Here is a 24,849-nt window from a genome sequence, read left to right on the forward strand (position 1 = left end):
TGGCCGCGCGCGGCCGTCCTCCGCCCGACCGTTCTTGCGCACCTACGGCTGGGCGGCGTCGACGGCCGCCCGGAGCAGCAGGATCCCGAACCCGGTCACCCCGCGGGCCCGGGCGGACAGCACGACCACGGAGACGCCGCGGTCGGGGCGGGAGCCGACGAAGGACCGGTAGCCGCCGGTGCCGCCGTCGTGGAACAGCATCCCGTCCGGCGCGAGCAGCCAGCCGAGCCCGACCGTCGCCGGGCCGACGCGCCCGGCGCGGTGCTGCGGGGCGCGCGCGTCGGCGGCGGCCGCCGCGAGCGGCCCGTCGTACGCCGTGTCGAACGCGCCGACGTAGCGCGTCAGGTCCGCGGCGGTCGAGACGACGCCGCCGGCGCCGGCGAGCAGCGCGAGGTCCCACCGCCCGGCGGGGCGGCCGCGCCAGCCGTGCCCGGGCGCGAGCCGGTGCTCCTGCCCGGCCGGCAGTGCGACGCCGGTGTCGGCGAGGCCGAGCGGTCCGGCGAGGCGGTCGGCGAGGAGCGTGGCGTAGTCGGTGCCGGCCGCGCGGGCGAGCGCCCAGCCCAGCAGGCCGCCGCCGAGGTTGGAGTAGCCGAACCGACGGCCGGGCTCGACGCGGGGCCGGGTCGCGAGCACCGCCGCGGACAGCGTCGCCTCGTCGTAGCGCGCGTAGGGGTCGTGCCGCTCGCTCGTCAGCCCGGGCCACAGCGACCCCTTCGGCAGCCGGGGCAGGCCGGAGTGGTGGGTGGCGAGGTCGCGCAGCGTGATCGGCCGGCCCTTCACCGGCGGCGCGACCGGCAGGTGGGCGGCGACGGGGTCGTCGAGCCCGACCACGCCGTCCCGCGCCAGGTCGGCGAGCAGCAGCGCGGTCATCGTCTTGGTGACCGAGCCGATCTCGAGGATCGACGCGGGACCGTCGGGCAGCTCGCCACGGGAGTGGTACGCCGTGCCCGCCGGCGTGCGGACGGCGACGACGAGGCCGGTGCCGTCGTCGGTCCGGCGGTCCAGCACCTCCTCGACGCTCGGGGTCGGACGCCTGCGGCTCATGTCCCCACCCTGCCGACCGCCGCCAGCGCCTGCTCCACCCGGTCCGGGTCGTCGTGGCGGACCCACACCACGCGCGGGTCCTTGCGGAACCACGCGTCCTGCCGCCGCGCGAAGCGGCGGGTGGCCACCACGGTCCGCTCGCGCGCCTCGTCGAGCGACAGCTCGCCGTCGAGGTGGGCCATCACCTCGACGTACCCGATCGCGCGGCCGGCCGTCCGACCGTCCGCCAGCCCCTCGTCGAGCAGCCGCGCGACCTCCTCGACCAGTCCGTCGGCGAACATCGCGTCCACGCGCAGCTCGATCCGCGCGTCCAGGGTGGGCCGGTCGATGTCGACGCCGACCTGGATCGTGGCGGGGTCGACGTACTCCGGCCGCGGCAGCGACGCGCTGAACGGGCGGCCGGTGATCTCGACGACCTCGAGCGCGCGGACGGTGCGCCGGCCGTTCTCGACCAGGATCCGGGCGGCCGCCTCGGGGTCGACCTCGGCCAGCCGCGCGTGCATCGCGGCCGGGCCGACCTCGGCGAGCTCCGCCTCCAGCCGGGCGCGGACGGCCTCGTCGGTGCCGGGGAACTCGAAGCGGTCCAGCACCGCCCGGGTGTAGAGCGCCGACCCGCCCACGAGCACCGGCACCCGGCCGGCGTCGCGGAGGTCGGCGATCGTCGCGCGCGCCCAACCCTGGAACTCCGCCACGGTGGCCGGCTCGCGCACCGACAGCCGGTCGAGCAGGTGGTGCGGGATGCCGCGGCGTTCGGCGACGGGGAGCTTCGCGGTGCCGATGTCCATGCCGCGGTAGAGCTGCATCGCGTCGGTGTTGACCACCTCGCCGCCGAGCCGCTCGGCCAGGTCCAGCGACAGCGCGGTCTTGCCGCTGGCGGTCGCCCCGACCACCGCCACCACCGGCACTGCCGCCGGTGGCTCTGCCCGTCCCTGGCCGGGGATTGATGTCGGTGGCATCTGGCTAGTGTTCCAAGGAACCGACGCCGAACGACCGGAGGGCACCATGACCGCGCCGATTCCCGAGGGACGCGACGAGCAGCCGCTCGACGTCGACCAGCAGGTCCCCGACGAGCACGGCAGCGAGCTGCCCGACGGCCACGACCCGTCGGCCGCCGAGGAGGCCGTCCGCGAGGAGAACGCCGAGACGTCGTTCCCCGAACCCAGTCAGTAGAGCCCAGTCAGTAGAGCCCAGCCGGGAGAGGAGACCGCATGAGCGAGCACAGGCCCGAGCAGGTCGAGAACGAGGCCGACGAGTACGCCCCCGACGAGCCGGAGTCCCCCGACACCGGCACCGTCTACGAGGGGGCGACCGGCGAGCCGGCCGTCACCCCGAACGACACCACTGACGACGAGGAGGAGCAGCCATGACGGACCAGCCGACCGAGCAGCCGCAGGCACCCGGGACCCCGATGCGCGAGGACGAGCCGGCCGCCCCGACGGGCGCCGACCGCGTGCCGCGCGGCGAGGTCGACGAGTCCCACCTCGAGGAGCCGGTCGCCGGGTCCGAGGCCGACCACCGGCACGGTGACCGCCCTGAGTGAGGACGTCACCGGCGACCCGCTACACGGCCGGTTCGTGGTCGTGCCCGCGGCGTACGTCTTCCTGCTCCGCGACGCCCAGCGCCCGGGCAGCCCAGGTGACACAGGCAGCACCGGTGACACCGAGGTGCTCCTCCAGCTGCGGAGCGGGACCGGCTACATGGACGACCACTGGGCCGCTGCGGCCGCCGGCCACGTCGAGCGCGGCGAGACGGCGTACGACGCGGCGCGGCGCGAGGCCCGCGAGGAGCTCGCGGTCGACGGGCTCGACCTGGCGTTCGTGACCGCGATGCAGCGCACCCGCGGCGGGGAGCCGATCGACGAGCGGATCGACTTCTTCTTCACCGCCCGCGCGTGGTCCGGCGAGCCCCGCATCGTCGAGCCCGACAAGGCCGCTGACCTGCGGTGGTGGCCGCTCGACGCGCTCCCCGACCCGGTCGTCCCGCACGAGGCGGCCGTGTTGGCCGGCATCCGGTCGGGTACCAGCACGCCGTACTCGACCTTCGGCTTCGACGCCGCGGTCGACCAGCGCGACGAGGAGGACTGATGTCCGAGGAGACCCGCACCGACACCGGCACGGGCGAGCTCGCAGCGATGCCCGAGCCGCAGATCGACCCCGGGGAACCGAACCCCGGCGGGGCCGACGCGATCGAGGACGACGTCCCGGTCGGCGAGCAGCGGACCATCCCCGACCTCACGCCGGACGAGAACCCCGCCATCGACGACAGCACCCCCGACACGCTCCAGGAGCAGATGTCCGGCTCCGAGGACACCTCGACCGAGGCGACCGAGGCCTCCCCCGACGAGGCCGGCGAGCAGGACGAGGGCGCGGCCGAGCAGGGCAAGGCGGAGTGAGCGGCGAGGGCGGGAAGCCCGGCTTCCCCGAGGAGGTGCCGGTCGACGAGGACCTCTCCGAGCCGCTGCGCGCGTCGAACCCCAACGCCAACGGACCCGACGGCGCCGCCGGCGGCATGGGCGTCAGCTCCGAGCGGGTCGGCCACGCCGGCCCGGCCCAGACGAGCACCGACGGCGTGCGCGACAACTCGCTCGCCGAGGCGGGCGACCACGGGGACGCGGACGCCGTGCCGGAGCAGTCGGTCGGCGGGCCCGAGGACAACCCGGACGGCGTGGCGCCGAGGGCGGGCTACCCCAGCAAGGACCCGCGGTCGAAGGAGCACCCCTTCGACGCCAAGCCCGACCTCTGACCCGCGCGCGGCGGCTCGTTCAGCCGCAGGCCGGCGCAGCCGGCAGCGGCGCGGGCACCCCGACGGCCGGCATGCCGAGCGAGACGCCCGACGGCGCGACCGGCGCCGACGTACGCGCCTCCCAGGCGTCGCCGGAGCGGGTGCGCCGCACCGCCAGCACGCGGTCGGCGACCAGGTGGTGCGGGGCGGCGTAGGTGACCTCGGCGGTGACCATGTCGCCCGGCCGCGGGGTGCCCAGCGAGGCGTCCGGCGCGGCGAAGTGCACGAGCCGGTTGTCCGGCGCGCGACCCGAGAGCCGCAGCGTCTCGGCGTCCTTGCGCCCCTCGCCCTCGGCGACCATCAGCTCGACGGTGCGCCCGACGATCAACGTGTTCTCCTCCCAGGCGATCTCGTTGACCAGGTCGGCCAGGCGGCCGTACCGGTCCTTGACCACCTCGGGCGGGACCTGCTCGTCGAGGACGGCGGCCGGGGTGCCGGGGCGCTTGGAGTACTGGAAGGTGAACGCGCTCGCGAACCGCGACTCCCGCACCACGCGCAGCGTCTCGAGGAAGTCCTCCTCGGTCTCGCCGGGGAAGCCGACGATGATGTCGGTGGTGATCGCGGCGTCCGGGATCGCGGCGCGGACCCGGTCGATGATCCCGAGGAACTTGCTGGACCGGTAGGAGCGGCGCATCGCCCGCAGCACCCGGTCCGAGCCGGACTGCAGCGGCATGTGCAGGCTCGGCATGACGTTCGGCGTCTCGGCCATCGCCTCGATGACGTCGTCGGTGAACTCCGCCGGGTGCGGGCTGGTGAACCGCACCCGCTCGAGGCCCTCGATGTCGCCGCAGGCGCGCAGCAGCTTGGAGAACGCCTGCCGGTCGCCGAACTCCACGCCGTAGGCGTTGACGTTCTGCCCCAGCAGCGTCACCTCGGTGACGCCCTCCGCGACGAGCGCGCGGACCTCGGCCAGGATGTCGCCGGGGCGGCGGTCCTTCTCCTTGCCGCGCAGCGCGGGGACGATGCAGAAGGTGCACGTGTTGTTGCACCCGACCGACACCGAGACCCACGCGGCGTACGCCGACTCCCGCTTGGTCGGCAGCGTGCTCGGGAAGACGTCGAGGCTCTCGAGGATCTCGACCTGCGCCTCCTGCTGCACCCTCGCCCGCTCCAGCAGCACCGGCAGCGAGCCGATGTTGTGCGTGCCGAAGACGACGTCGACCCACGGCGCGCGCTCGGTGATCGTGGTGCGGTCCTTCTGCGCCAGGCAGCCGCCGACGGCGATCTGCATGCCGGGCTTCGCGGCCTTGACCGGCGCGAGGTGGCCGAGGTTGCCGTAGAGCTTGTTGTCGGCGTTCTCGCGCACCGCGCAGGTGTTGAACACGACGACGTCGGCCTGCTCGCCGTTCGGCACGGCGGCGTACCCCGCACCCTCCAGCAGGCCCGTGAGCCGCTCGGAGTCGTGGACGTTCATCTGGCACCCGTAGGTGCGGACCTCGTAGGTGCGGGGCGTCGACATAGCGCCTCCGAGGGTACGGCGCGGCGCGCGACGCCGCGGAATCGTGCGGGGCCGCGCTTTGGTCACGATCCGGCCGCGGTCCGCGCGACCCCAGGCTCGGACGTGGCCCGCGCGGGCCGGATGTGGATAGTGTCCGGCGGCATGACGACGCACCGGACGGCCGAGGGCGGGGGGTCCGACGAGCCCCTGGTCGTGCTCGACCACGTGGACAAGTGGTTCGGCGAGCTGCACGTGCTGCGCGACATCGACCTGACGATCCACCGCGGCGAGGTCGTCGTCGTGATCGGCCCGTCGGGGTCCGGCAAGTCGACGCTGTGCCGCGCGATCAACCGGCTCGAGCCGATCGACAAGGGCACGATCACCCTCGACGGCGAGCCCCTGCCCGAGGAGGGCAAGGCGCTCGCCGCGCTCCGCGCCGAGGTCGGGATGGTCTTCCAGTCCTTCAACCTCTTCGCCCACAAGACGATCCTCGAGAACGTCACCCTCGGGCCGGTCAAGGTCCGGGGCATGAAGAAGGCCGACGCGGAGAAGCGCGCCGGCGAGCTTCTCGACCGCGTCGGCGTCGGGCACCAGGCCGCGAAGTACCCCGCCCAGCTCTCCGGCGGCCAGCAGCAGCGCGTCGCCATCGCGCGGGCGCTGGCGATGGAGCCGAAGGTGATGCTCTTCGACGAGCCGACGTCCGCGCTGGACCCCGAGATGATCTCGGAGGTCCTCGACGTCATGGTCTCGCTGGCCGAGCAGGGCATGACGATGGTCGTCGTCACCCACGAGATGGGCTTCGCCCGCACCGCCGCCGACCGGGTGGTCTTCATGGCCGACGGGGCGATCGTCGAGGAAGCCACCCCTGAGCAGTTCTTCACCAACCCGCAGAGCGATCGGGCCAAGGACTTCCTCGGCAAGATCCTCCAGCACTGAAGGAGATCACCATGCGATTCACCCGCACGAAGGCCGCCATCGCTGCGGCCGGGCTCACCCTCTCCCTCGCCGCCTGCGGCGGTGACGACGGCGGAGAGCAGGTGGAGGTCACCGAGGACGTCGAGTTCGAGGCCGGGACCACCATGGCCGAGATCGCCGAGCGGGGCACGATGACCATCGGCACCAAGTTCGACCAGCCCGGTTTCGGCCTGCTCGGTCTGGACGACGTGCCCGAGGGCTTCGACGTCGAGGTCGCCAAGATCATCGCCGGCGCAATGGGCATCGCCGAGGAGGACATCGAGTGGAAGGAGACGCCCTCCGAGGTCCGTGAGCAGGTGATCGAGGACGGCGACGTCGACCTGGTCGCCGCGACGTACACGATCAACGAGGAGCGCGCCCAGCGGATCAGCTTCGCGGGTCCCTACTACGTCGCCGGCCAGCAGCTGATGGTCGCCGCGGACAACGACACGATCTCCGGCCCCGAGGACCTGGCGGACAACCCGGACATGAAGGTCTGCACGGTCACCGGGTCGACGCCGTCGGAGAACATCCGCGAGTACCTCGCGAACAACAACCAGCTCGTCCTCTTCGACGTCTACGACAAGTGCGCCAACGCGCTCGGCAACGGCCAGGTCGACGTGGTCACCACCGACAACGTGATCCTGCTCGGCTTCGTCTCGGAGAGCGAGGGCGAGTTCAAGCTGGTGGGCGAGCAGTTCACCGAGGAGCCCTACGGGATCGGCATCGAGAAGGGCGACACCGAGTTCTGCGAGTTCATCAACGAGACGCTCGCCGAGAACGAGGACGCCTACACCGAGGCCTGGGAGCGCACCGCGGGCGAGGTCGAGGGCACCGAGACCCCCGAGCTCCCCGAGCCGGCTCCCTGCGCCTGACCGCACGCTCCGTTCCTGACCGCCCGCTGCTGACCCCCTGACGAGAGGGAGACGTGGACCCCGTCCTGGACAACCTCGACCTGTACTGGTCGGGATTCCTGAGGTCGCTGAGCATCATCGGCTGGAGCCTGCTCGGCTCCATGCTGCTCGGCACCGTCCTGGCGGCGTTTCGCGTCTCCCCCGTCGCGTCGCTGCGGGCGTTCGGCGCCGCCTGGGTCACGCTGGTGCGCAACTGCCCGCTGACCATCGTGCTGTTCTTCATGGCCTTCGGGCTGCCGGAGGTCGGCGTCAACACCAGCTACTACGTGTTCGGCATCTCCGGGCTGGTCATCTACACCTCGGCGTTCGTCTGCGAGGCGCTGCGGTCGGGCATCAACGCGGTCGACCGCGGGCAGGCCGAGGCGGCCCGGGCCATCGGGCTCACCTTCACCCAGACGATGAGGCAGGTCGTGCTCCCCCAGGCCTTCCGCTCGGCGGTCCCGCCCCTGGGCAGCGTCCAGATCGCGATGTTCAAGAACTCCGCGGTTGTCGGCGCCTTCGGCGTGGGCGCCGACCTCTTCAGCGTCGGCGAGACCCTCACCAGCGCGCGCGGCCTCGAGTACATCCCGGTGCTCACCGGCGTCGCGATCGGCTACCTCGTCATCACCCTCACCGCCGGCGTTCTGCTCGGCGTCATCGAGCGGAAGGTGGCGATCGCGCGATGAGCGCCGACTCCGTCCTCTACGACCTGCCCGGTCCCCGGGCGCGCCGCCGCGCCCGCATCGCCACCGTCATCGGTCTGGTCCTGATCGCGGCCCTCGTTGCCGTCGTCGTCCAGCGCCTCGCCGACCGCGGCCAGTTCGACGCCGAGCTCTGGGCGCCGTGGATCGACCCGTCGGACGAGCAGTTCGGCGCCGTCTGGGGCCTGGTCCGCCAGGGGGTGGTGGCGACGCTGATCGCGGCGGGGCTCGCCATCGGGTGCTCGCTCGTGGTCGGCGTGCTGCTCGGTGTCGCCCGGTTGATGCTCGGCCGGGTCCTGCGCGTGCCGGTCGTGCTGTTCATCGAGCTCTTCCGCGGGCTGCCGGTCGTCATCACGATCGTCTTCGTCTGGCGCGCGATGGTCGAGCTGAAGGTCGACCTCGGGTTCCTCCCCGGCGAGGCCGCGCTGTGGTACCTCGTCATCGGCCTCACGCTCTACAACTCGGTGATCATCGCCGAGATCCTCCGCGCCGGCGTCCTCTCGCTCCCCCGCGGCCAGGGCGAGGCCGCCCGCGCGATCGGCATGCGGGAGCGGCAGGTGATGTCGACGATCCTGCTGCCCCAGGCCTTCCGCATCATGCTGCCGGCGCTGATCAGCCAGCTGATCGTGATCCTCAAGGACACCTCGCTGGCCGCGGTCATCGGGCTCGGCTACCTCGAGCTGCTGCGCCGGGGCAACCAAATCTCGCAGGTGCTCGACAACCCGATCCAGAGCCTGTTCATGGTCGGGGCGATGTTCATCGTCATCAACTTCGCCCTGTCCCGGCTGGCGACCTACGTCGAGCGGCGGCTCAGCCGGTCGACCGGCAGCGCCGCGGCGGCCGAGGCCGCCGTGCCGGCCACCTGAGGCGCCTGACCGCTCAGCGCTTCTTCGGCGTCACCCAGAGCCGGATGACGCCCTCGACGACGACCGTGCCGTCGTCGCGGGTGCCGCTGACGCGCACGTGCAGGTCGGCGCCCTCGTCGGGCAGCCCGGTCCACTGCTCGGGGTCCGTCTCGGCGACGCAGGTGATGTCGCTGGTCGCCTTCGCGGTGTAGCTGACGTCCATCCCCTTCGGGATCCACCGCTTGTCCGCCGGCACGGTCGCCTCCGCCAGCGCGCCCATCGCTGCCTCGAGCCCGTTGCACAGCGCGATCGCGTGCACGGTGCCGAGGTGGTTGTGCACCTTGCGGCGCTTGGGGATCACCAGCGCGGCGCGGTTCGGCCGGATCTCGGTGAACCGCGGCTTGATCGTCGCGAAGTACGGCGCCTGGCGGCTGAACAGCAGCGAGAACGCCGTCGCTCCCAGTCGCGGACCCACCACCGGCAGGCCCGTCGTCGTACGCCACATCTGCAGGACTCGGCTCATGCCAGCTGACGTTACCCGACGGTAACCCCCGCGCGCGCGGTCGCTTGTAACGACAGGTTCGCTGCTCTATCTGCACGTTGCAGCGTGCAGGCAGAGCAGCGGACGTCGCGTTACATGCCCCGGACGCGCCGGTCAGGCGAGCGAGAGGAAGAACTTCTCCAGCTTGGCCAGCTCCGCCTCGCCGACGTCGGCGCCGTCGGCGACGGTCTGGCGCAGCTCGGCGGCGATCAACGCGAAGCCGGCCCGGTCGAGGGCCCGGGAGACGGCCTTGAGCTGGTGGACGACCGCCTCGAGGTCGCGACCCTCCTCGATCATCCGCAGCACGCCGCCGAGCTGGCCCTGGGCACGCTTGACGCGGTTGACGACGGCGGACATGTCCACCGCCTGCACCCCGGCCGCGTGCACCGCGGCGGCTGGCGCGGGTGCGTCGGGACGGGAGTCGAGGTCGGTCACGGGGAGCCCTTCTGGTGCGGCCTGTCGCGGGTCCCGAGCCCGCCCGCCGGCAGGCGGGGGCCCGGCCGGACGAGGTGACAACGCGGCACCCCGCTCCGCGTTACGCCGGGGCGAGCACCTCGACGCGGTTGCCGTGGGCGTCGCGGGTGTGGAAACGCTGGTACGCCGCGAACGTGTGCCGCTCGGACCAGTCCGCGGTGAAGCCGGCCGCCTCCAGCGAAGCGGCGAGCCGCTCCAGCTCCGCCGCGTCGCCGACCAGCAGCGCGGGGTGGGCCTTGCGCGCCGGGACGAACGGGTCCTCGACGCCGACGTGGATCTCCGCGCCGCCCTCCCCCGCCGTCCGGAACCAGCAGCCGCCGCGGCCGGCCAGGCCGGCCGGCTTGGGCACCTCGGTCATGCCGAGCCCGTCGCGCCAGAAGCGCCGGGCCTCGTCCTCGCCGCCGGGCGGGCAGGCGACCTGCACGTGGTGGAGCCGCATCACTCGCCCTCCCCCTCAGCCTTGCGGGCCACCACGAAGATCCGCCGGAAGGGCAGCACCACGCCGTGCCGCCCTTCGGGGTACGCCGCCCGCAGCCGCGCGCGGAACTCCTCCTCGAACCTCGTCCCCAGGTCCGGTGGCAGCGCCTGCAGCGTCGGCCGGGCCCCGGTGGCCGACACCCACGTGAACACCGGATCCGGTCCGGTGAGCACGTGGAGGTAGGTCGTCTCCCAGGCGTCGACCGAGCACCCGAGACCCGCCAGCACGTCGAGGTACAGCCCCGGGTCGTGGCTGCTGGGCACCGCGACGTGGCGGGTGTGCGCGGCGTAGGGCTCCTCGGCGGCGAGGTCGCGCCGGATGGTGTGGCTCGGCTCCCCGAAGTTGCCCGGGACCTGGAGAGCCAGCCAGCCGCCCGGGGCGACGTGGCCGAGGAGCTGCGGCAGCAGGTCGAGGTGGTCGGGCACCCACTGGAGCGTGGCGTTGGAGACGAGCACGTCCACGGGCGCGCCGGGCCGCCAGTCGCGCAGGTCGGCGACGTCGTACCGCACCCCGTCGCCGCGGTCGCGCGCCGCCGCGATCATCTCGGGACTGGAGTCCAGTCCGTGCACGTGTGCGTCCGGCCACCGCTCGCGCAGCAGCGCGGTGAGGTTTCCCGGGCCGCAGCCGAGGTCGACGACCGTGCGCGGGGCGGTGGCGCCCACCCGGCCGAGGAGCTCCACGAACGGCCGGCCGCGCTCGTCGGCGTAGGCGAGGTACCGGTCCGGGTCCCAGGTGTGCTGGCTGCGCGTCACCTCTCCAGGGTGCGCCCGAACTATCTTGATGTCAAGATTCTCGACCGGTCCGCTAGAGTGCGGCGTCATGCGGGACGAGGTCGACGAGCTGGTCGAGGCGTGGGCGCGCGAACGCCCCGACCTCGACTTCGACGCGGTCTCGGTCTTCAGCCGGATCTCGCGGCTGGCCCGCCACCTCGACCTCGCCCGGCGGCAGGCGTTCACCGAGCACGGCATCGAGACGTGGGAGTTCGACGTCCTGGCCGCACTGCGGCGAGCCGGCGCGCCGTACGAGCTCTCCCCCGGCCGGCTGCTGCGCGAGACGCTCGTGACGAGCGGGACGATGACCAACCGGGTCGACCGGTTGGCGGCGCGCGGCCTCGTCGAGCGCTACCCCGACCCCGACGACCGCCGGGGCGTGATCGTGCGGCTGACCGCCGAGGGCAAGAGCGCCGTCGACGGGGCGTTCACCGCGCTGCTGCGCGCCGAGCAGGAGCTCATCGCCGACCTGCCGCCGACCGAGCGCCACGAGCTGGCCGACCTGCTGCGCCGGCTGCTCGTGCCGTTCTCCTGACCCCGCGGACGTACGCCGCCGGGCCGGTCACTCCAGCAGCTCGGCCGCCTCGAGCCACTCCATCTCGAGCTGCTCCTTCTCGGCGGCGAGCTCCTGCAGCTCGGCGCTGAGCCGGGCCAGCGCCGTGTAGTCCTGGGCGTGCTCGAGCACGGCCGCGTTGAGCTCGGCCTCGCGCTCGGCGATGCGTGCCAGCCGCTTGTCGATCCGGTTGACCGTCTTGCGGGCGGCCCGCTCCTCGGCACCGCCGACCTTGGCCTTGGCCGGCTCCGACGACGATGTCGACGACGAGGACGACGACGACGAGCCCGCCACCGGGTCGGGTCCCGTCGGCACCTCGACGCCCTGCAGGTGCAGGTCGGCGGCGCGCCGCTCGAGGTACTCGTCCACCCCTCGCGGCAGCATCGAGACCTGCCCGTCGCCGAGGAGGGCCCAGACGGAGTCGGTGACCCGCTCCAGGAAGTACCGGTCGTGGCTGACGACGACGAGCGTGCCGGGCCAGCCGTCGAGGAAGTCCTCGAGCACGTTGAGGGTCTCGATGTCGAGGTCGTTGGTGGGCTCGTCGAGCAGCAGCACGTTCGGCTCGGTGAGCAGCAGGCGGAGCAGCTGGAAGCGGCGCCGCTCGCCACCGGAGAGGTCGCCGATGCGCGCGGTCAGCCGGTCGCCGGTGAAGCCGAAGCGCTCCAGCAGCGACGTCGCGGTCAGCTCCTGGCCCTCCAAGGTCTTCGTGACGCGACGGATCGACTCGACCGTGGGCAGCACGCGGCCGTCGGGGTCGAGGTCGTCGAGCTGCTGGGTGAGGTGCTGCAGCGCGATGGTGCGGCCGTGCTTGACCTTGCCCGCGGCGGGCGGCAGCTCGCCGGAGAGCAGGGCGAGCACCGAGGTCTTGCCCGCGCCGTTGACCCCGACCAGGCCGATCCGGTCGCCCGGGCCGATCCGCCAGGTGGCGTGGGACAGCAGCTTGCGGTCGCCGCGGACGAGGTCAACGTCCTCGACGTCGATGACGTCCTTGCCGAGCCGCTGGGTCGCGAACCGCTCGAGCTCGAGCCGGTCCCGCGGAGGCGGGACGTCCTCGATGAGCTGGTTGGCGGCGTCGATGCGGAACTTCGGCTTCGAGGTGCGCGCCGGCGGGCCGCGCCGCAGCCAGGCCAGCTCCTTGCGGACGAGGTTCTGCCGGCGGATCTCGGAGGCCGCCAGCTGGCGCTGCCGCTCGGCCTTGGCCAGCACGAACGCGGCGTACCCGCCCTCGTAGGCGTCGACCTGCCCGTTGTGGACCTCCCACGTCCACTGGCAGACCGCGTCGAGGAACCACCGGTCGTGGGTGACGACGACCAGCGCGGAGGGCCGGGCGGCGAGGTGCTGGGCCAGCCAGGCGACCGCCTCGACGTCGAGGTGGTTGGTGGGCTCGTCGAGGACGACGAGGTCGTGGTCGCCCAGCAGCAGCGCGGCCAGCGAGCAGCGGCGGCGCTCGCCGCCGGACAGCCCGACGACCGCGCGGTCGAGCGAGACGCCGGCGAGCAGCACCTCCACGATCTCGCGGGTGCGGCTGTCGGCCGCCCACTCGTGGTCGGAGCGACCGCCGAGGACGGCCTCGCGGACGGTGTGGGTGTCGTCGAGCTCGTCGCCCTGGTGGAGGTAGCCGACGAGCAGCCCGCGCTGCCGCGAGACCCGGCCGGTGTCGGGCTCCTCGATGCCGGTCATCACCTCGAGCAGGGTGGTCTTGCCGTCGCCGTTGCGGCCGACGATGCCGATCCGGTCGCCCGCGCCGATGCCGAGGGAGACGTCGGCGAGCAGCGGGCGCACGCCGTAGGACTTCGAGACGCGCTCGAGGTTGAGGAGGTTGCTCATGAGGGCTACGCGTACTCCACCAGGTGGGCGCCGGCCACCGGTCCGTTGGCGACCAGGACCAGGGGGTGGTCCTGCTCGAGGGCGGCGGCCACCGACCGGGCGTGGTCGGCCGACTCGCAGAGGAACACGCACGTCGGGCCGGACCCCGACACGAGACCGCGCAGCGCTCCGACGCCCTGCCCGCGGTCGATGAGCTCGCCGAGGTCGGGACGCAGGTCGATCGCGGGCAGCTGGAGGTCGTTGTGGAGGACGTCGGCGAGCCGGTGCGGGTCGCGCGTGGCGAGCGCCGCGAGCAGCGACTCGGCCCCGCACGGCTCGAGCGCGGCGTCGGGGAACATCTCGTCGAAGTGGCGGTAGACCGCCGGCGTGGACAGCCCCTCGGTGGACGGGACGACCACCCACCACCAGGTGCCGTGGTCGGCCACCGGCTCGACGACCTCGCCGTGGCCGGTGCCGACGGCGGTGCCGCCGACCAGCGCGAACGGCACGTCGCTGCCCAGCTGCGCCGCGATCGCCAGCAGGTCCTCGTCGGTGGTGCCGAGGTCCCAGACCCGGTCGAGCGCGACCAGCGCGGCCGCGGCGTCCGCCGACCCACCGGCCATGCCGCCGGCGACCGGGATCGCCTTCGCGACCGAGACCAGGCCGGTGACCGGTACGCCGTGGTGCCCGGCCAGGAGCGTCGCAGCGCGGTCGACGAGGTTGTCGCCGTCGGCGGGCAGCACGTCGGCGTCGATCCAGTCGGGCACCGCCATCGTGACGCCCCAGGCGTCGGCCGGCGTCGCGGTGACGTCGTCGCACAGCCCGACCGCGTGGTAGACGGTCGTCAACGGGTGGAGGCCGTCGGCACGCGGTGCGCCGACCCCGAGGTGGAGGTTGATCTTCGCGGGCGCGCGCACGGTCACCGCGCCGGTCACGGGCGCCAGCGGGCTCATGCGGGTGCTCCCGTGGCGGCCAGGCCCTCGGCGATCCGCGCGAAGTCCTCGACCCGCAGCGACTCCCCGCGCGCCAGCGGGTCGACCCCGGCGTGGGTGAGCGCGGCGTCGACCGCCTCGGCCGAGCCGGCCAGCCCGCGCAGCACCCCGCGGAGCGCCTTGCGGCGCTGGGCGAAGGCGGCGTCGACGACCGCGAAGACCTGCTCGCGGGTCGCGGTCGTGGCCGGCGGCTCGCGGCGGTCCCAGGCGACCAGCCCGGAGTCGACGTTCGGCGCGGGCCAGAAGACGTTGCGGCCGATCGACCCCGCGCGGCGGACGTCGGCGTACCAGGCGGCCTTGACCGACGGCACGCCGTACACCTTGGAGCCGGGGGTCGCAGCGAGCCGGTCGGCGACCTCGGCCTGCACCATCACCAGGCCGCGCTCGAGCGAGGGCAGCAGCTGGAGGAGGTGGAGGAGGACGGGCACGGAGACGTTGTACGGCAGGTTCGCCACCAGCGCGGTCGGCGGGGGGCCCGGCACCTCGGTCACGCGCATCGCGTCGCCGAGGACCACCTCGAACCGGGCGGCCTGTGCCGGCGCGTGCTCGGCGATCGTGGCCGGCAGGGCGGCGGCCAGCCGCTCGTCGAGCTCGATCGCCACGACCCGGCCGGCCACCTCGAGCAGGGCGAGCGTGAGCGACCCGAGCCCCGGGCCGACCTCGACCACGACGTCGTCGGCGGAGACGCGGGACTCGCGGACGATGCGGCGCACGGTGTTGGCGTCGATGACGAAGTTCTGCCCGCGCTGCTTGGTCGGACGGAGGTCGAGCGCTGCCGCGAGCGAACGCACCTCCGCCGGCCCGAGGAGCCTCGGACCGGCGGAGGTGTCAGACATGGACCTCAGGTTACTGAGGCAGCCCGAGCGACTGTGAGCAGTGGGGCCAGGAGCCGTACCCGCCCGTCGCCGCACGAAGCTTCTCGGCGATCGCGATCTGGGTCTCCCGCGACTGCTGGTGGGGGTAGCCGGGGCCGCCGTAGGCACGCCAGGTGCCCAGGTTGAACTGCAGGCCGCCGTAGTAGCCGTTGCCGGTGTTGATCGCCCAGTTGCCGCCGGACTCGCACTTGGCGAGCGCGTCCCAGACGGTGCCACCACCCGCGTAGTTCGGCGCCGCGGGCTCGGGAGCGGCCTCCTTGGTGCCGACGCGGACGACCGCGTCGACCGGGCGGCGGGTGACCTCGGCCTTCTTGACGACGCGACGGACGAGCTCGCCGTTGCGGTAGGTCAGGCGGTACGTCACGTTGCGCGCGCCCTCGCGACCGGCCCGCTCGGTGCTGGTCTCGCCCTCGAGCATCGAGTCGTCCTCGCGCTCGGTCGTGGTGAAGCCGATCGCCTCGCCGCGGACCTTCTTCGTCACGACGCGCACGTCGGTGAAGACGATCTCGTCGCCGTCGGTGATCTCGGCGTCCAGGCCCGGCTCGGTCTCGTCGCGCTCCTCGACGTCCACACCGAGCTCGTCGAGCGCGTCGGAGACGGTGAGCGCGGTGACCGTGCGCTTCTTCCAGGGCTTGTCGGCCAGCTTGACCCGCAGCGTCTTCGGCGTGACCACCTCGAGGGCCATGCCCTCGCGGTCGATCGAGCCACCACGGCTGACCGAGAGGTCCGCGCCGCGGTAGTCGTCACCGATCTGGCCGAGCGCGCCGGCCACCTCGGTGGCGGTCACCCAGTGCGTGGAGGTGTCCCCGTCGACGGTCAGCTCGACCGGGCGGGCGAAGCGGACCGAGATCTCCATCCCGTCGCTCACCTCCTCCTCGACGCCCGGCGCGACCTGGTCGCGGCCCGAGACCTCGACACCCTGGTCCTCCAGGACGTCGCCGACGGTCGAGGCCAGCGAACTGACGTCCGAGGACTCCCCGTCGAGGCTGAGGGTCACGGACTTGCTGAGGGCCGAGTAACCCAGGGTGCTGCCGGCCACGGCCAGCGCGACCACGGCGGCGAGCGCCACCATGACGGGTCGGCTGCGGCTGGACCGGGTGAGCCATTGAGCGAGCGTGCTGCGCACGATTCTCCGAACGTCGTACTTCCCGGGTCTCGGGCACCAGGGCGCACCCTCCGGGCCGCACGGAGCGGCCCCTCGGCGGGCTCGAGGACGGCGTACCGAGGGCTTCCCCACCCGTGGTCGTCCGCTCCTCGCGCACTGGCGTGATCGTTCCCGATCCCGGCCATCAGTCATCCAGGACAACAGGCCCGGGAGGTGAGCGCAAACCCTCGGACGCGGTTGTGGACGGTCTGTGGGCAGGCTCTCACCGGGTTGAGGTGGGCTCTCAGGGGGCCGCGGGCCCGTAGCGTCGGCTGGGCGAGAAGGGCGGGGTCGTACCTGTGGCGGGCCGGCGCTGCTTCCGCGCAATTGAACGGTTGTAGCGCTTTCCGAGGACCGATCCCCGACATTTCGGCGCAATTGAACGATCGTCGACCAGCCCCAGCAGGCGGCGCCCGAGAACGCCATGCGGCGCGCCACCAGGAGGGTCACCAGGGGCCGCCGAAGGCCTCCTCGGTGGTGGCGTCGAGGGCGAGGCAGAGGGTCTCCAGGTCGTCGTCGCGGACCTCGGCCATCGCGCGGACGGTGAGCGGGACGAGGTAGGGGGCGTTCACCTGGCCGCGGTGCGGGTGGGGGGTGAGGTACGGCGCGTCGGTCTCGACCAGCAGCCGGTCGCGGGGCGCGACGAGCAGCGCGTCGCGCAGGGGCTGGGCGTTCTTGAACGTCACCGTGCCGGCGAAGGAGAGGTACGCGCCGCGGTCGAGACACGCCTTCGCGAAGTCCGCGTCGCCGGAGAAGCAGTGCATCACCCAGCGCTCGGGCGCGCCCTCCTCGTCGAGCACGCGCAGGACGTCGTCGTGGGCGTCGCGGTCGTGGATGACCAGCGTCTTGTCCAGCCGCTTGGCGAGGTCGATGTGCCGGCGGAACGACTCGACCTGCACCGCGCGGCCCTCCTCGCCGGTGCGGAAGTGGTCGAGACCGGTCTCCCCGACCGCGCGGACCTTGTCGTGCGCGCCGGCGAGCGCCTCGATCTCGGCCATCGCTGCGTCCAGGTCGGTGCCCTGCTCGGCCAGCCGCGGCGCCTCGTTGGGGTGCAGCGCGACGCCGGCGACGAGCGCGTCGTACGTCGCCGCCGCCTCGACCGCCCACCGCGCGCCGCGCAGGTCGCAGCCGATCTGGACGATCCGCGGCACGCCCACCGCGGCCGCCTCCGCGATCGCGCCGGCCGGGTCCACCGGGTCGGCGCCCCCGGGGCCGGCGTCGCGGGTGATGTCGAGGTGGCAGTGGTTGTCGACGACGGGCGCCGGCAGCGGGTCGGGGACGGGCGGGCGGCTCACGTGCCGGCCACCCGCTCGAGGATCGCCTCGGCGAGCGCCTCGGGCGCGTGGGTGGGGATCCAGTGGGAGACGCCGTCCAGGACGACCAGCTCGTACGGCGCGTCCACGTGGTCGCCGGTCAGCTCGGCGCCGCGCCGGTCCAGCGCCGTGTCGCCGGTGCTCCACACCATCGTGGTGGGCACCCGGACGGTGCGCCCCATGACCGAGCGGTCCGAGAGCGGCAGCGCCCGGTAGTAGCCGATCGCGTGCGGCAGCGCGCCGTCGTCGACGACCTCGCGTTGGACGCGCGCGACGTCCTCGGCCGTCATGCCGGCGGCAATCATCATCCTGTCGAGGAAGCGGCCGCCGGTGGAGGCGAGCAGCAGCTCGGGCAGGCGGGGCAGCTGGAAGAGGCCGATGTACCACGAGCGCAGCGCCTGCTTCGACGACGTCATCGCGCGCTTGAACGCGACCGGGTGCGGGACGGAGACGGCGGTCAGCGTGCGGACCAGGTCGGCGTGGACGCCGGCGACGGTCCACGCGACGATCGCCCCCCAGTCGTGCCCGACGAGGTGGACGGGCCGCCCGATCGTCCGGATCAGCGCGGCGACGTCGCCGGCGAGCAGCTCGGTCTTGTAGTGCGTGCGGCCCTCCGGCCGCGCGCCCGGCGAGTAGCCGCGCTGGTCGAGGGCGTAGGTGCGCAGGCCGGCCGCGTGCAGCAGCGGCTCGACGTGCCGCCACGACGTGGCGCGCTCGGGGAAGCCGTGCAGGAGGACGACCGGGTCGCCGTCCTCCGGGCCGCTGTCGTGGACGTCGAAGACCAGACCGTCGTGGTGGAACCGCTCCAGGCGCGTGCTCATGCCTTCCCCTCTCCCCGGTGGACCAGGTCGTACACCTCCCGCTTCGGCACCCCGGCCAGCCGGGCCACCTCCACGATCGCCTCCTTGCGACTCGTGCCCGCCGCCTCCCGATCCGCGACCGCCGCCCGCAGGCTCGCCGGGTCGTCGCCGACGAGCGCCACCGGCACCGCCCCTGCGACCACGACGGTCACCTCGCCGCGCACGCCCTCGGCCGCCCACGCGACGAGGTCGGCGAGCGGGCCGCGACGCACCTCCTCGTGGGTCTTGGTCAGCTCGCGGCACACCGCGGCGGGGCGGTCGTCGCCGAACGCCTCAGCCATCGCGGCCAGCGCCGCCTCGGTGCGGTGCGGCGCCTCGAAGAACACCATCGTCCGCTCCTCGGCCGCGAGCCCCGCCAGCCGGCGCGCGCGCTCGCCGGCCTTGCGCGGCAGGAAGCCCTCGAAGCAGAACCGGTCGACCGGCAGCCCCGACACCGCGAGCGCGGTCAGCACCGCCGACGGCCCTGGCACGGCGGTGACGTGGACGTCGTGCTCGACCGCGGCGACGACCAGGCGGTAGCCGGGGTCGGAGACGCTCGGCATGCCGGCGTCGGTCACCAGCAGCACCCGCTCGCCGGCCAGCAGCGCGTCGAGCAGCTGCGGGGTGCGGGCGGTCTCGTTGCCCTCGAAGTACGACACGACGCGGCCGCCGACGGTCACGCCGAGGTCGGTGGTGAGCCGCTTGAGCCGCCGAGTGTCCTCGGCGGCGACCACGTCGGCGGTGGCCAGCTCGTCGGCGAGCCGAGGCGGCGCGTCCGCCACGCGTCCGATCGGGGTGGCGGCGAGGACGAGCACGCCGGTCGAGGGGCCGGTCATGCGCTGATCATGGCAGGACGGTGCGGCGGGGTACCGGCCAGGCGTCACCACCTCGGACACCTCGACCTCCGCCCCCACCCGCACCGCACCCACCCGGACCCGACCTGGTCCGCCGCGTGACCGTGGCCGTCGACGGGACCTTCGGGCTCTACCTCGGCTGGGTCGCCGTCGCGACCTGCGCGAACGTCGCCGCGGCGCTCGCCTCCGACGACATCACGCTGTCCACGGTGCCGTCGGCGCTGGTCGTCGTGCTGGTGGCGGCCGCCGGTGTGGGCATGTCCTGGGCGTTCGGCGGCCGGTGGGCCGTGGCGGCCGCGATCGCGTGGGGCCTGGGCTGGCTGGCCTACGGCCGCGTGGCGGAGGAGCCGGACTCCACGACCGTGGCCGTCGTGGCTACCGTCGTGGCCGTGGTCGTCGTCCTCGCCGCTGTCGCGCTGCACCGTCGCTCCCCTGCCGCGTCGTCCGGCCCCCTGTCCGGCACGTCTGCGGCAGGCACGCGGTGACCAGCTGGTCGCCGGTCTCGTCCGGCCTGGCGGAGATGCCCGAGGCGCTCGCCGCGATGTGGGCCGAGCGCCACCTGTGCTCGCTGACCACGCTGCGCCCCGACGGGCGCCCGCACGTCGTGCCGGTCGGCTGCGCGCTCGATCTCGAGCAGGACTGCGCCTGGGTCATCACCGGGCCGGACTCCCGCAAGGCGCGCAACCTGCTCGCCGCGCCCGGCCCGGTCGCCGTCTGCCAGGTCGACGGCGCCCGGTGGTCGACGCTGGAGGGGACCGCCGAGGTCACCGACCGCCCCGACGACGTGGTGCGCGCCGTCGAGCGGTATGCCGCCCGCTACCGCCAGCCGCGCGAGAACCCCGAGCGCGTGGCGCTGCGGATCTCCGTCGACCGGTTCCTGGGGTCACGCGGGCTGTTCTGACCGGCAGGTCGGTGCCCGTGCTCGACCAGCGCGGGTCGAACCGGACCAGCCCCACCACCGCCAGCGCCCCGAGCAGCAGCCCGGCGACGGAGACGTACGGCGACACGAGCGCCCACCGCAGCAGCACGCCCTGGTAGCCGGTGAACGCCAGCCCCTCCTCGACCACGCGCGCCTCGACGGCGGCACCGGGCTCGGGCGCCGGACCGCCGTACCGGTCGCTCACCTCGCCCTCCATCTCGACCGTCAGCGTCGAGGAGTCGGTGGCGCTGCTGAGGTCGGGGTCGGCCCACGTCCCGTCGCAGGTCTGCGGCCGGCCCGGCGGCGGTCCGGTGCGGCACTCGGCGTCGGCCGGCACCCGGACCGTCACGACCCGCTCGTCGGTCCACGCCGACGCGGTCCCGTGCATGAAGAACCACACCGGCGCGCCGAGCACCACCAGCGAGACGGCCACGACCAGCGACCAGAGGAGGGCGCGCACCAGGCGCGGGTGCTCGGGCGGGCGGCGGGTCACGCCCGCATGGTGGCAGGCCTAGACGCCCGCGGGGGCCGGTTCGGTCGGCGGGGCGTCCGGGGTCGGCACCGGGTTCGTCGCGGGATCGGTGCTCGGCACGATGTCGGGATCGGGGTCGGTGAGCGGTTCGGGGATCAGCGGCTCGGTGGTCATGGCAGGTCCGGTAACCGCCGACGGGCGGGTCACTCCCGCCAGCAGGCGTTGGTGCGGTCGACCAGGTCGTCGACGACGGCGGCGAACTCCCCGCCGTTGCGCTCGTACGCCGCCCGCTGCCGCGGCGCGCCGCCGGCGGCCAGCACCCGCTCGACGCCGTCGCGCACGAGTCCGAGGTCGCCGGCGGCCTCCAGCTGCTCCCGCACGGTCGCCACCAGTGTCCCCAGCACCTCGCCGGCGGGCACCGGCTCGGCGCTGCACGGGTCGAGCAGCCGGTCGGCCAGGCCGTAGCGCGCTGCGCGCCACTGAGCCGCCCGCACCAGCTCGACGCGCCACAGGTCGTCGGCCGGCCAGCCGGGCAGCCGGCCCTCGGCGCCGGCGTCGTGCCAGGCGGCCACGTGGGTGACGAGCGCCCGCGCGAGCGCCGCGAGCAGCACCGCGTCGTCGGGGTCGGTGCACACATCGGCGACGCGGACCTCGACGGTCGGGTGGTCGGCGGAGAGCCGGGCGTCGAAGTACAGCATCGCGTCGTCGCGGGCGGCGCCGGACGCGACGAGCATCCGGCCGACCTCGCGGTAGCGCTCGACGGTGCCGAAGCGCTCCGTCGGGCCGGCGCTCGGCCAGTGCGACCAGAGCTGCGAGCGCCACGAGGCGTGGCGGGTGTCGCGGCCGGAGTGGTACGGCGAGTTCGTGCTGATCGCCAGCAGCGCGGGTAGCCACGGCACCAGCTGGTCGAGGACCGCGACGCCCTGCTCGGGCGAGTCGATCGCGACGTGGACGTGCATGCCGCACGTGCCCTCGGGCCGCGCCACCTCGCCGTACCGCTCGCGCATGTCGAGGTAGCGGTCGTCGCGGGTGACCTCCGGCTCGCCGCCGCGCAGCGGGCTGGTGCCCGTCGCAGCCGTGCGCAGCCCCGCCCGCTCCGCCGCCTCGCCGGCCAGCCGCCGGGCGCGCACCAGGTGCTCGCGCAGCTCGCCGAGGTCGGTGACCGGCGGGGTCTGCACCTCCACCTGGTGGCGGAAGAGCTCGCGGTCGAGCTCGTCGGAGCCGTGCGCCAGCACCTGCTGGGCGCGCGGCGCGGGCTCACGGGTCTCGGGGTCGACGAGGAGCAGCTCCTCCTCCACCCCCACGGTCCGCGGCTCCAAGGGGGCCACCTCGCTGTCCGGTCGACGTCAGTGGCCGACCGATACCCGTGCGGGCCCGGCTCAGTAGTCGGCCAGCACCCCGCACACGGGACCGGTCGGGCCGGCCAGCAGCAGCGCGGCACCGTCGGCGAGGTCGGCGAGCGGCACGTCGACGGTCGTGTCGAGCAGCCCGCGGCCGTCGTCCTCGACGGTCAGGTCGGGAACGTCGGAGACATCGGCACCCTCGGTGCCGTCCTCGCAGGTGCTGCCCGGCGAGACGCGCACCGCCCAGCTGCCCGGCTCGGCGTCGAGCAGCCGGACCTCGAGGCGTACGCCGTCCCCGGCCGCCTGCGCGCGAGCGGAGCCGACGGCCGGACCGCCGGGACCGTCCGCGGGGTCGACCCCCGCAGCGTGGCGGTCACCCTGGTCTCGCGGTCGAAGACGCCCGAGCCGTCCGCGCCCTGCACGACCGGCTCCTCCGAGGAGCAGCCGCTGAGCGCGAGCGCGCCGACGACGGCGAACAGCGCCGGGAGGGCACGTCGCGTGCGGGCCCGCATCAGGCGGCGTCCCCGCGGCGTACCAGCGCGTCGGTGAGCATCGAGACGAGCGCCTCGAGCTGCACGTCGGCGCTGTTGGGCAGCTCCTCGTCGGACCCGTCGAGCGCCCGGGCGGCGAGGCCGGCCTTGCTGTCGATGAGCTCGGCGATCCGGGTGTCGAGGGTCTGCGCGGCGATGATCCGCCACGCGGTGACCGGCTCCTCCTGGCCGATGCGGTGGATGCGGTCGATCGCCTGGGTCTGCTCGGCGTCGGTCCAGGAGAGCTCGGCGAGGACGAGGTTCGAGGCGACCTGCAGGTTGAGGCCGACGCCCGCCGCGGTGAGCGAGCAGACGACGACCGCGACCTCGGGGTCGTTGACGAACTCGTCGATGTTGCGCTGGCGCGCCTTCGACGTCTGGTCCCCACGGATCGAGGAGTAGCGGATGCCGCGCCGCGCGAAGGTCTCCTCCGCGACGTCCATGACGTCGACGTGCTTGGCGAAGAACACGACCTTGCCGACGTTGCGCGCCAGCTGGGCGGCGTAGTCGGCGGCGAGCCCGGCCTTGGCCTGGCCGATGCGGCGCATCATGCCGAAGACGTTCTCGCCCGAGGTGTTGTCGGTGGTGTCCTCGCGCTCCCACGTCGCCACCCGGCGGACGAGCTCGTGGTCGATGCCCTCGACCGTCTGACCCGACGTGCGGGTGGCCAGCGCGGTGTCGTACCGCTCGACCAGGCGGCGCGCGAGCTCGCGCTCGGCGGCGCGGATCGAGCGGCCGGCCTCGTCGTCCAGCTCGACCGGCAGGTCGGCGACCCGGCGGGCGGGGATGTCGGCGGCGACGTCGACCTTGCGGCGGCGCACGATGCCCATGTCGATGACGCAGCGGCGGGCGGCGGGGTAGAACGGCGGGTCGGCCGGGGTGAGGCCGGTGTCCTCGAGCGCGTCCATGAGCTTCCCGAGCGGCCGCTTGTCGTCGATCCAGCCGAGGAACTGCCAGATCGCGCGGAAGTCCTCGATGTCGTTGATGAGCGGGGTGCCGGTCAGCGCCATCATCAGCGGGCGGCCGATGCGCTGGCGGATCCGGTCGGAGAGCTGGAGGACGTGCTGGGAGCGCTGGGAGGTCTTGTTCTTGATGAAGTGCGCCTCGTCGACGACCATCCCGCGGAAGCCGAAGTCGCCGAGCCAGCCGACGTGGCGGTCGAGCACCTCGTAGTTGACGACCACGATGTCGGCGAAGCCGTCGACGTTCTCGCCGTCGCCGTGGATGACCGTGACCGGGCGGTTCGGCACCCACAGGCCGGCCTCGCGCGCCCAGTTGGTCTTGACGACGTTCGGCACGACGACGAGCAGCGGGAACGCCTCGGCGGCCTGCGCGGCGAGCAGCGCCTGCGCGGTCTTGCCCAGGCCCGGCTCGTCGGCCAGCAGGAACGTGCGGTGGCCGCGGGCGGCGGACGCGACGAGCTGCGCCTGGTGCGGCATCAGCTCGCGGTCGCCGGGGACCTTCACGTCGGCCGCGGCGTCCTCGACGTCGGGCAGCGGCATGCAGGAGACGGCGCCGCCGCCGGCGTACTCGAAGGACCGGAAGAGCGGGCCGAGCAGCTCCCACGTCGCCAGGCGGCGCGGGCGGGAGACCCGGGCCTCGGCGACGCTGAAGTCCGGCGGCAGGAAGGGGTTGGCCAGCTGGCGGGCGATGACCGACTGCGGGACCCGGCGCTCGGGGACCGGGGCGGGCGCCAGGGGGTCCTCCTCGGGCTCGGGCTCCGGCTCGGGCTCCAGGCCGGCGGCGCGGAGCATCCGCAGCTTCAGCTCCTGGGCGGACTCCGAGACGTGGGCGTCCTCGGCCAGCAGCGAGAGCAACGAGGTGTCGCGGGCGGTGGTCTTGGCGAGGATCGTGCCGATGCCGTCGAGCCGCTTGAGCTGCTCGGCGCGCTGCGCCTCGGTCGCCTCGGTGTCGGTCTTGACCCGGGCGCGCTCCTCGCGCGCCAGGAGGGCGACGACCTGGAACTTCGTGCGCGCCGACGGGCTCACCGTGCCGCGCTGGGCGCTCGCCTCGACCTCGCGCACCGCGCGGGCGAGGACCGGGATCAGTCCCTCGTTGTCGAGCTCGCGCGCACGACGGCGCGGGGCGTTGCGGGGCGCGCCGGTCCGGCGCTGGCCTCCTCGAGCCAAAGCCTTCTCCTCCCGGTGCCGTGCAGCGCACGGCGGGACACCGACACCGCACGCGCTGCCGGCCGCTGCTGCGGGGGCGAGGCGACGCCTGGCGAGGCAGACGTCCGCACGCGGTGTGGATCGGGCGACCACCGGTCGGTGGCCGCGAGGCCGGTCGCGAC

32 protein-coding genes are annotated in these 24,849 nt (G+C 74.0%); 14 read left to right on the forward strand and 18 right to left on the reverse strand.

The window, feature by feature from the left end; all coding sequences use genetic code 11:
* Positions 1-42 precede the first annotated feature (42 nt).
* Entirely contained in the window at positions 43-1,044 is a 1,002-nt protein-coding gene (locus tag H7344_RS13330) for a serine hydrolase domain-containing protein (protein WP_186346501.1), read from the reverse strand.
* Positions 1,041-2,000 carry a tRNA (adenosine(37)-N6)-dimethylallyltransferase MiaA gene (gene miaA / locus H7344_RS13335; protein WP_222130646.1) on the reverse strand — a complete coding sequence of 320 codons (960 nt, stop codon included), beginning with the start codon at positions 1,998-2,000 and terminating at the stop codon, positions 1,041-1,043. Before miaA ends, H7344_RS13330 begins: the two co-directional genes overlap by 4 nt.
* Before the next feature lie 46 nt (positions 2,001-2,046).
* On the opposite strand from miaA, the gene H7344_RS13340 reads away from it, so the two are divergent.
* Genes H7344_RS13340 through H7344_RS13365 form a run of 6 tightly spaced genes read left to right on the forward strand, consistent with a single transcriptional unit; the run spans position 2,047 to position 3,786 of the window.
* On the forward strand, positions 2,047-2,214 hold the full coding sequence (locus H7344_RS13340; RefSeq protein ID WP_186346503.1) for a hypothetical protein: 168 nt from the start codon (positions 2,047-2,049) through the stop codon (positions 2,212-2,214).
* A 38-nt stretch (positions 2,215-2,252) separates the two neighbouring features.
* Positions 2,253-2,411 carry a hypothetical protein gene (locus tag H7344_RS13345; protein ID WP_186346504.1) on the forward strand — a complete coding sequence of 53 codons (159 nt, stop codon included), beginning with the start codon at positions 2,253-2,255 and terminating at the stop codon, positions 2,409-2,411.
* Positions 2,408-2,584 (forward strand): hypothetical protein, encoded by a 177-nt coding sequence (locus H7344_RS13350; RefSeq protein WP_186346505.1) that lies wholly within the window; start codon positions 2,408-2,410, stop codon positions 2,582-2,584. Before H7344_RS13345 ends, H7344_RS13350 begins: the two co-directional genes overlap by 4 nt.
* Positions 2,568-3,128: an NUDIX hydrolase gene (locus tag H7344_RS13355; protein ID WP_229706934.1), complete on the forward strand. Its 561-nt coding sequence runs from the start codon at positions 2,568-2,570 to the stop codon at positions 3,126-3,128. The genes H7344_RS13350 and H7344_RS13355 overlap by 17 nt, the downstream gene beginning before the upstream one ends.
* On the forward strand, positions 3,128-3,436 hold the full coding sequence (locus tag H7344_RS13360; protein WP_186346506.1) for a hypothetical protein: 309 nt from the start codon (positions 3,128-3,130) through the stop codon (positions 3,434-3,436). Before H7344_RS13355 ends, H7344_RS13360 begins: the two co-directional genes overlap by 1 nt.
* Positions 3,433-3,786: a hypothetical protein gene (locus H7344_RS13365; protein WP_186346507.1), complete on the forward strand. Its 354-nt coding sequence runs from the start codon at positions 3,433-3,435 to the stop codon at positions 3,784-3,786. The genes H7344_RS13360 and H7344_RS13365 overlap by 4 nt, the downstream gene beginning before the upstream one ends.
* A gap of 19 nt (positions 3,787-3,805) precedes the next feature.
* Here the strand turns inward: H7344_RS13365 and miaB are convergent, their stop codons facing one another.
* The gene (gene miaB, locus H7344_RS13370) at positions 3,806-5,284 is read right to left on the reverse strand and encodes a tRNA (N6-isopentenyl adenosine(37)-C2)-methylthiotransferase MiaB (RefSeq protein ID WP_186346508.1); all 1,479 of its coding nucleotides are present in this window, start codon (positions 5,282-5,284) and stop codon (positions 3,806-3,808) included.
* A gap of 141 nt (positions 5,285-5,425) precedes the next feature.
* Between miaB and H7344_RS13375 the strand changes: the two genes are divergently transcribed.
* The 4 genes from H7344_RS13375 to H7344_RS13390 are packed head-to-tail and all read left to right on the forward strand — an operon-like array spanning position 5,426 to position 8,677.
* Positions 5,426-6,199: an amino acid ABC transporter ATP-binding protein gene (locus tag H7344_RS13375; RefSeq protein WP_373286507.1), complete on the forward strand. Its 774-nt coding sequence runs from the start codon at positions 5,426-5,428 to the stop codon at positions 6,197-6,199.
* An 11-nt stretch (positions 6,200-6,210) separates the two neighbouring features.
* Complete coding sequence (locus tag H7344_RS13380) at positions 6,211-7,092, forward strand: glutamate ABC transporter substrate-binding protein (protein ID WP_186346509.1); 882 nt, start codon at positions 6,211-6,213, stop codon at positions 7,090-7,092.
* Between the two features lie 53 nt (positions 7,093-7,145).
* Entirely contained in the window at positions 7,146-7,796 is a 651-nt protein-coding gene (locus H7344_RS13385) for an amino acid ABC transporter permease (protein WP_186346510.1), read from the forward strand.
* Positions 7,793-8,677, forward strand: a complete 885-nt coding sequence (locus tag H7344_RS13390; protein ID WP_186346511.1) for an amino acid ABC transporter permease — start codon at positions 7,793-7,795, stop codon at positions 8,675-8,677. Before H7344_RS13385 ends, H7344_RS13390 begins: the two co-directional genes overlap by 4 nt.
* 13 nt (positions 8,678-8,690) lie before the next feature.
* On the opposite strand, the gene H7344_RS13395 is transcribed toward H7344_RS13390, so the two are convergent.
* From H7344_RS13395 to H7344_RS13410, 4 genes are all read right to left on the reverse strand, one after another.
* Positions 8,691-9,179: a hotdog fold domain-containing protein gene (locus H7344_RS13395; protein ID WP_186346512.1), complete on the reverse strand. Its 489-nt coding sequence runs from the start codon at positions 9,177-9,179 to the stop codon at positions 8,691-8,693.
* 132 nt (positions 9,180-9,311) lie between these two features.
* Positions 9,312-9,632 carry a metal-sensitive transcriptional regulator gene (locus H7344_RS13400; protein ID WP_444544110.1) on the reverse strand — a complete coding sequence of 107 codons (321 nt, stop codon included), beginning with the start codon at positions 9,630-9,632 and terminating at the stop codon, positions 9,312-9,314.
* A 100-nt stretch (positions 9,633-9,732) separates the two neighbouring features.
* The gene (locus tag H7344_RS13405; protein WP_186346513.1) at positions 9,733-10,110 is read right to left on the reverse strand and encodes a VOC family protein; all 378 of its coding nucleotides are present in this window, start codon (positions 10,108-10,110) and stop codon (positions 9,733-9,735) included.
* Positions 10,110-10,901 carry a trans-aconitate 2-methyltransferase gene (locus H7344_RS13410; protein ID WP_229706935.1) on the reverse strand — a complete coding sequence of 264 codons (792 nt, stop codon included), beginning with the start codon at positions 10,899-10,901 and terminating at the stop codon, positions 10,110-10,112. The genes H7344_RS13405 and H7344_RS13410 overlap by 1 nt, the downstream gene beginning before the upstream one ends.
* Before the next feature lie 67 nt (positions 10,902-10,968).
* On the opposite strand from H7344_RS13410, the gene H7344_RS13415 reads away from it, so the two are divergent.
* Positions 10,969-11,454: a MarR family winged helix-turn-helix transcriptional regulator gene (locus H7344_RS13415; RefSeq protein WP_186346515.1), complete on the forward strand. Its 486-nt coding sequence runs from the start codon at positions 10,969-10,971 to the stop codon at positions 11,452-11,454.
* A gap of 27 nt (positions 11,455-11,481) precedes the next feature.
* Here the strand turns inward: H7344_RS13415 and H7344_RS13420 are convergent, their stop codons facing one another.
* The 7 genes from H7344_RS13420 to rsmI all read right to left on the reverse strand — a co-directional run bounded on the left by H7344_RS13420 (position 11,482) and on the right by rsmI (position 19,277).
* A complete protein-coding gene (locus H7344_RS13420; RefSeq protein WP_186346516.1) occupies positions 11,482-13,299 on the reverse strand; it encodes an ABC-F family ATP-binding cassette domain-containing protein in 1,818 nt (605 codons plus the stop codon).
* A gap of 5 nt (positions 13,300-13,304) precedes the next feature.
* Positions 13,305-14,231 carry a 4-(cytidine 5'-diphospho)-2-C-methyl-D-erythritol kinase gene (locus tag H7344_RS13425; RefSeq protein ID WP_222130647.1) on the reverse strand — a complete coding sequence of 309 codons (927 nt, stop codon included), beginning with the start codon at positions 14,229-14,231 and terminating at the stop codon, positions 13,305-13,307.
* Entirely contained in the window at positions 14,228-15,106 is an 879-nt protein-coding gene (gene rsmA, locus H7344_RS13430) for a 16S rRNA (adenine(1518)-N(6)/adenine(1519)-N(6))-dimethyltransferase RsmA (RefSeq protein WP_186346517.1), read from the reverse strand. The genes H7344_RS13425 and rsmA overlap by 4 nt, the downstream gene beginning before the upstream one ends.
* 10 nt (positions 15,107-15,116) lie before the next feature.
* The gene (locus H7344_RS13435) at positions 15,117-16,271 is read right to left on the reverse strand and encodes a resuscitation-promoting factor (RefSeq protein ID WP_308423323.1); all 1,155 of its coding nucleotides are present in this window, start codon (positions 16,269-16,271) and stop codon (positions 15,117-15,119) included.
* A gap of 464 nt (positions 16,272-16,735) precedes the next feature.
* Positions 16,736-17,584: a TatD family hydrolase gene (locus tag H7344_RS13440; protein ID WP_186346518.1), complete on the reverse strand. Its 849-nt coding sequence runs from the start codon at positions 17,582-17,584 to the stop codon at positions 16,736-16,738.
* Entirely contained in the window at positions 17,581-18,423 is an 843-nt protein-coding gene (locus H7344_RS13445) for an alpha/beta fold hydrolase (RefSeq protein WP_186346519.1), read from the reverse strand. Before H7344_RS13445 ends, H7344_RS13440 begins: the two co-directional genes overlap by 4 nt.
* Positions 18,420-19,277 carry a 16S rRNA (cytidine(1402)-2'-O)-methyltransferase gene (gene rsmI, locus H7344_RS13450; protein ID WP_186346520.1) on the reverse strand — a complete coding sequence of 286 codons (858 nt, stop codon included), beginning with the start codon at positions 19,275-19,277 and terminating at the stop codon, positions 18,420-18,422. Before rsmI ends, H7344_RS13445 begins: the two co-directional genes overlap by 4 nt.
* Positions 19,278-19,393: 116 nt before the next feature.
* Here rsmI and H7344_RS13455 point away from each other — a divergent pair, with 116 nt between their 5' ends.
* From H7344_RS13455 to H7344_RS13465, 3 genes are all read left to right on the forward strand, one after another.
* Complete coding sequence (locus H7344_RS13455) at positions 19,394-19,780, forward strand: hypothetical protein (protein ID WP_186346521.1); 387 nt, start codon at positions 19,394-19,396, stop codon at positions 19,778-19,780.
* The gene (locus tag H7344_RS13460) at positions 19,777-20,196 is read left to right on the forward strand and encodes a pyridoxamine 5'-phosphate oxidase family protein (protein ID WP_308423324.1); all 420 of its coding nucleotides are present in this window, start codon (positions 19,777-19,779) and stop codon (positions 20,194-20,196) included. The genes H7344_RS13455 and H7344_RS13460 overlap by 4 nt, the downstream gene beginning before the upstream one ends.
* 140 nt (positions 20,197-20,336) lie before the next feature.
* Entirely contained in the window at positions 20,337-20,729 is a 393-nt protein-coding gene (locus tag H7344_RS13465; RefSeq protein WP_186346522.1) for a hypothetical protein, read from the forward strand.
* Here H7344_RS13465 and H7344_RS20715 read toward each other — a convergent pair.
* The 4 genes from H7344_RS20715 to H7344_RS13480 all read right to left on the reverse strand — a co-directional run bounded on the left by H7344_RS20715 (position 20,726) and on the right by H7344_RS13480 (position 24,688).
* A complete protein-coding gene (locus H7344_RS20715) occupies positions 20,726-20,860 on the reverse strand; it encodes a hypothetical protein (RefSeq protein WP_260989535.1) in 135 nt (44 codons plus the stop codon). The two genes, H7344_RS13465 and H7344_RS20715, sit on opposite strands and share 4 nt — an antisense overlap.
* Positions 20,861-20,889: 29 nt before the next feature.
* On the reverse strand, positions 20,890-22,005 hold the full coding sequence (locus tag H7344_RS13470) for a carboxylate-amine ligase (protein WP_186346523.1): 1,116 nt from the start codon (positions 22,003-22,005) through the stop codon (positions 20,890-20,892).
* A gap of 60 nt (positions 22,006-22,065) precedes the next feature.
* Positions 22,066-22,269 (reverse strand): hypothetical protein, encoded by a 204-nt coding sequence (locus tag H7344_RS13475; protein WP_186346524.1) that lies wholly within the window; start codon positions 22,267-22,269, stop codon positions 22,066-22,068.
* 271 nt (positions 22,270-22,540) lie between these two features.
* A complete protein-coding gene (locus H7344_RS13480; RefSeq protein WP_186346525.1) occupies positions 22,541-24,688 on the reverse strand; it encodes a DEAD/DEAH box helicase in 2,148 nt (715 codons plus the stop codon).
* Positions 24,689-24,849: the final 161 nt, after the last annotated feature.

Source organism: Nocardioides deserti (assembly GCF_014266025.1).
Lineage (GTDB): Bacteria > Actinomycetota > Actinomycetes > Propionibacteriales > Nocardioidaceae > Nocardioides > Nocardioides deserti.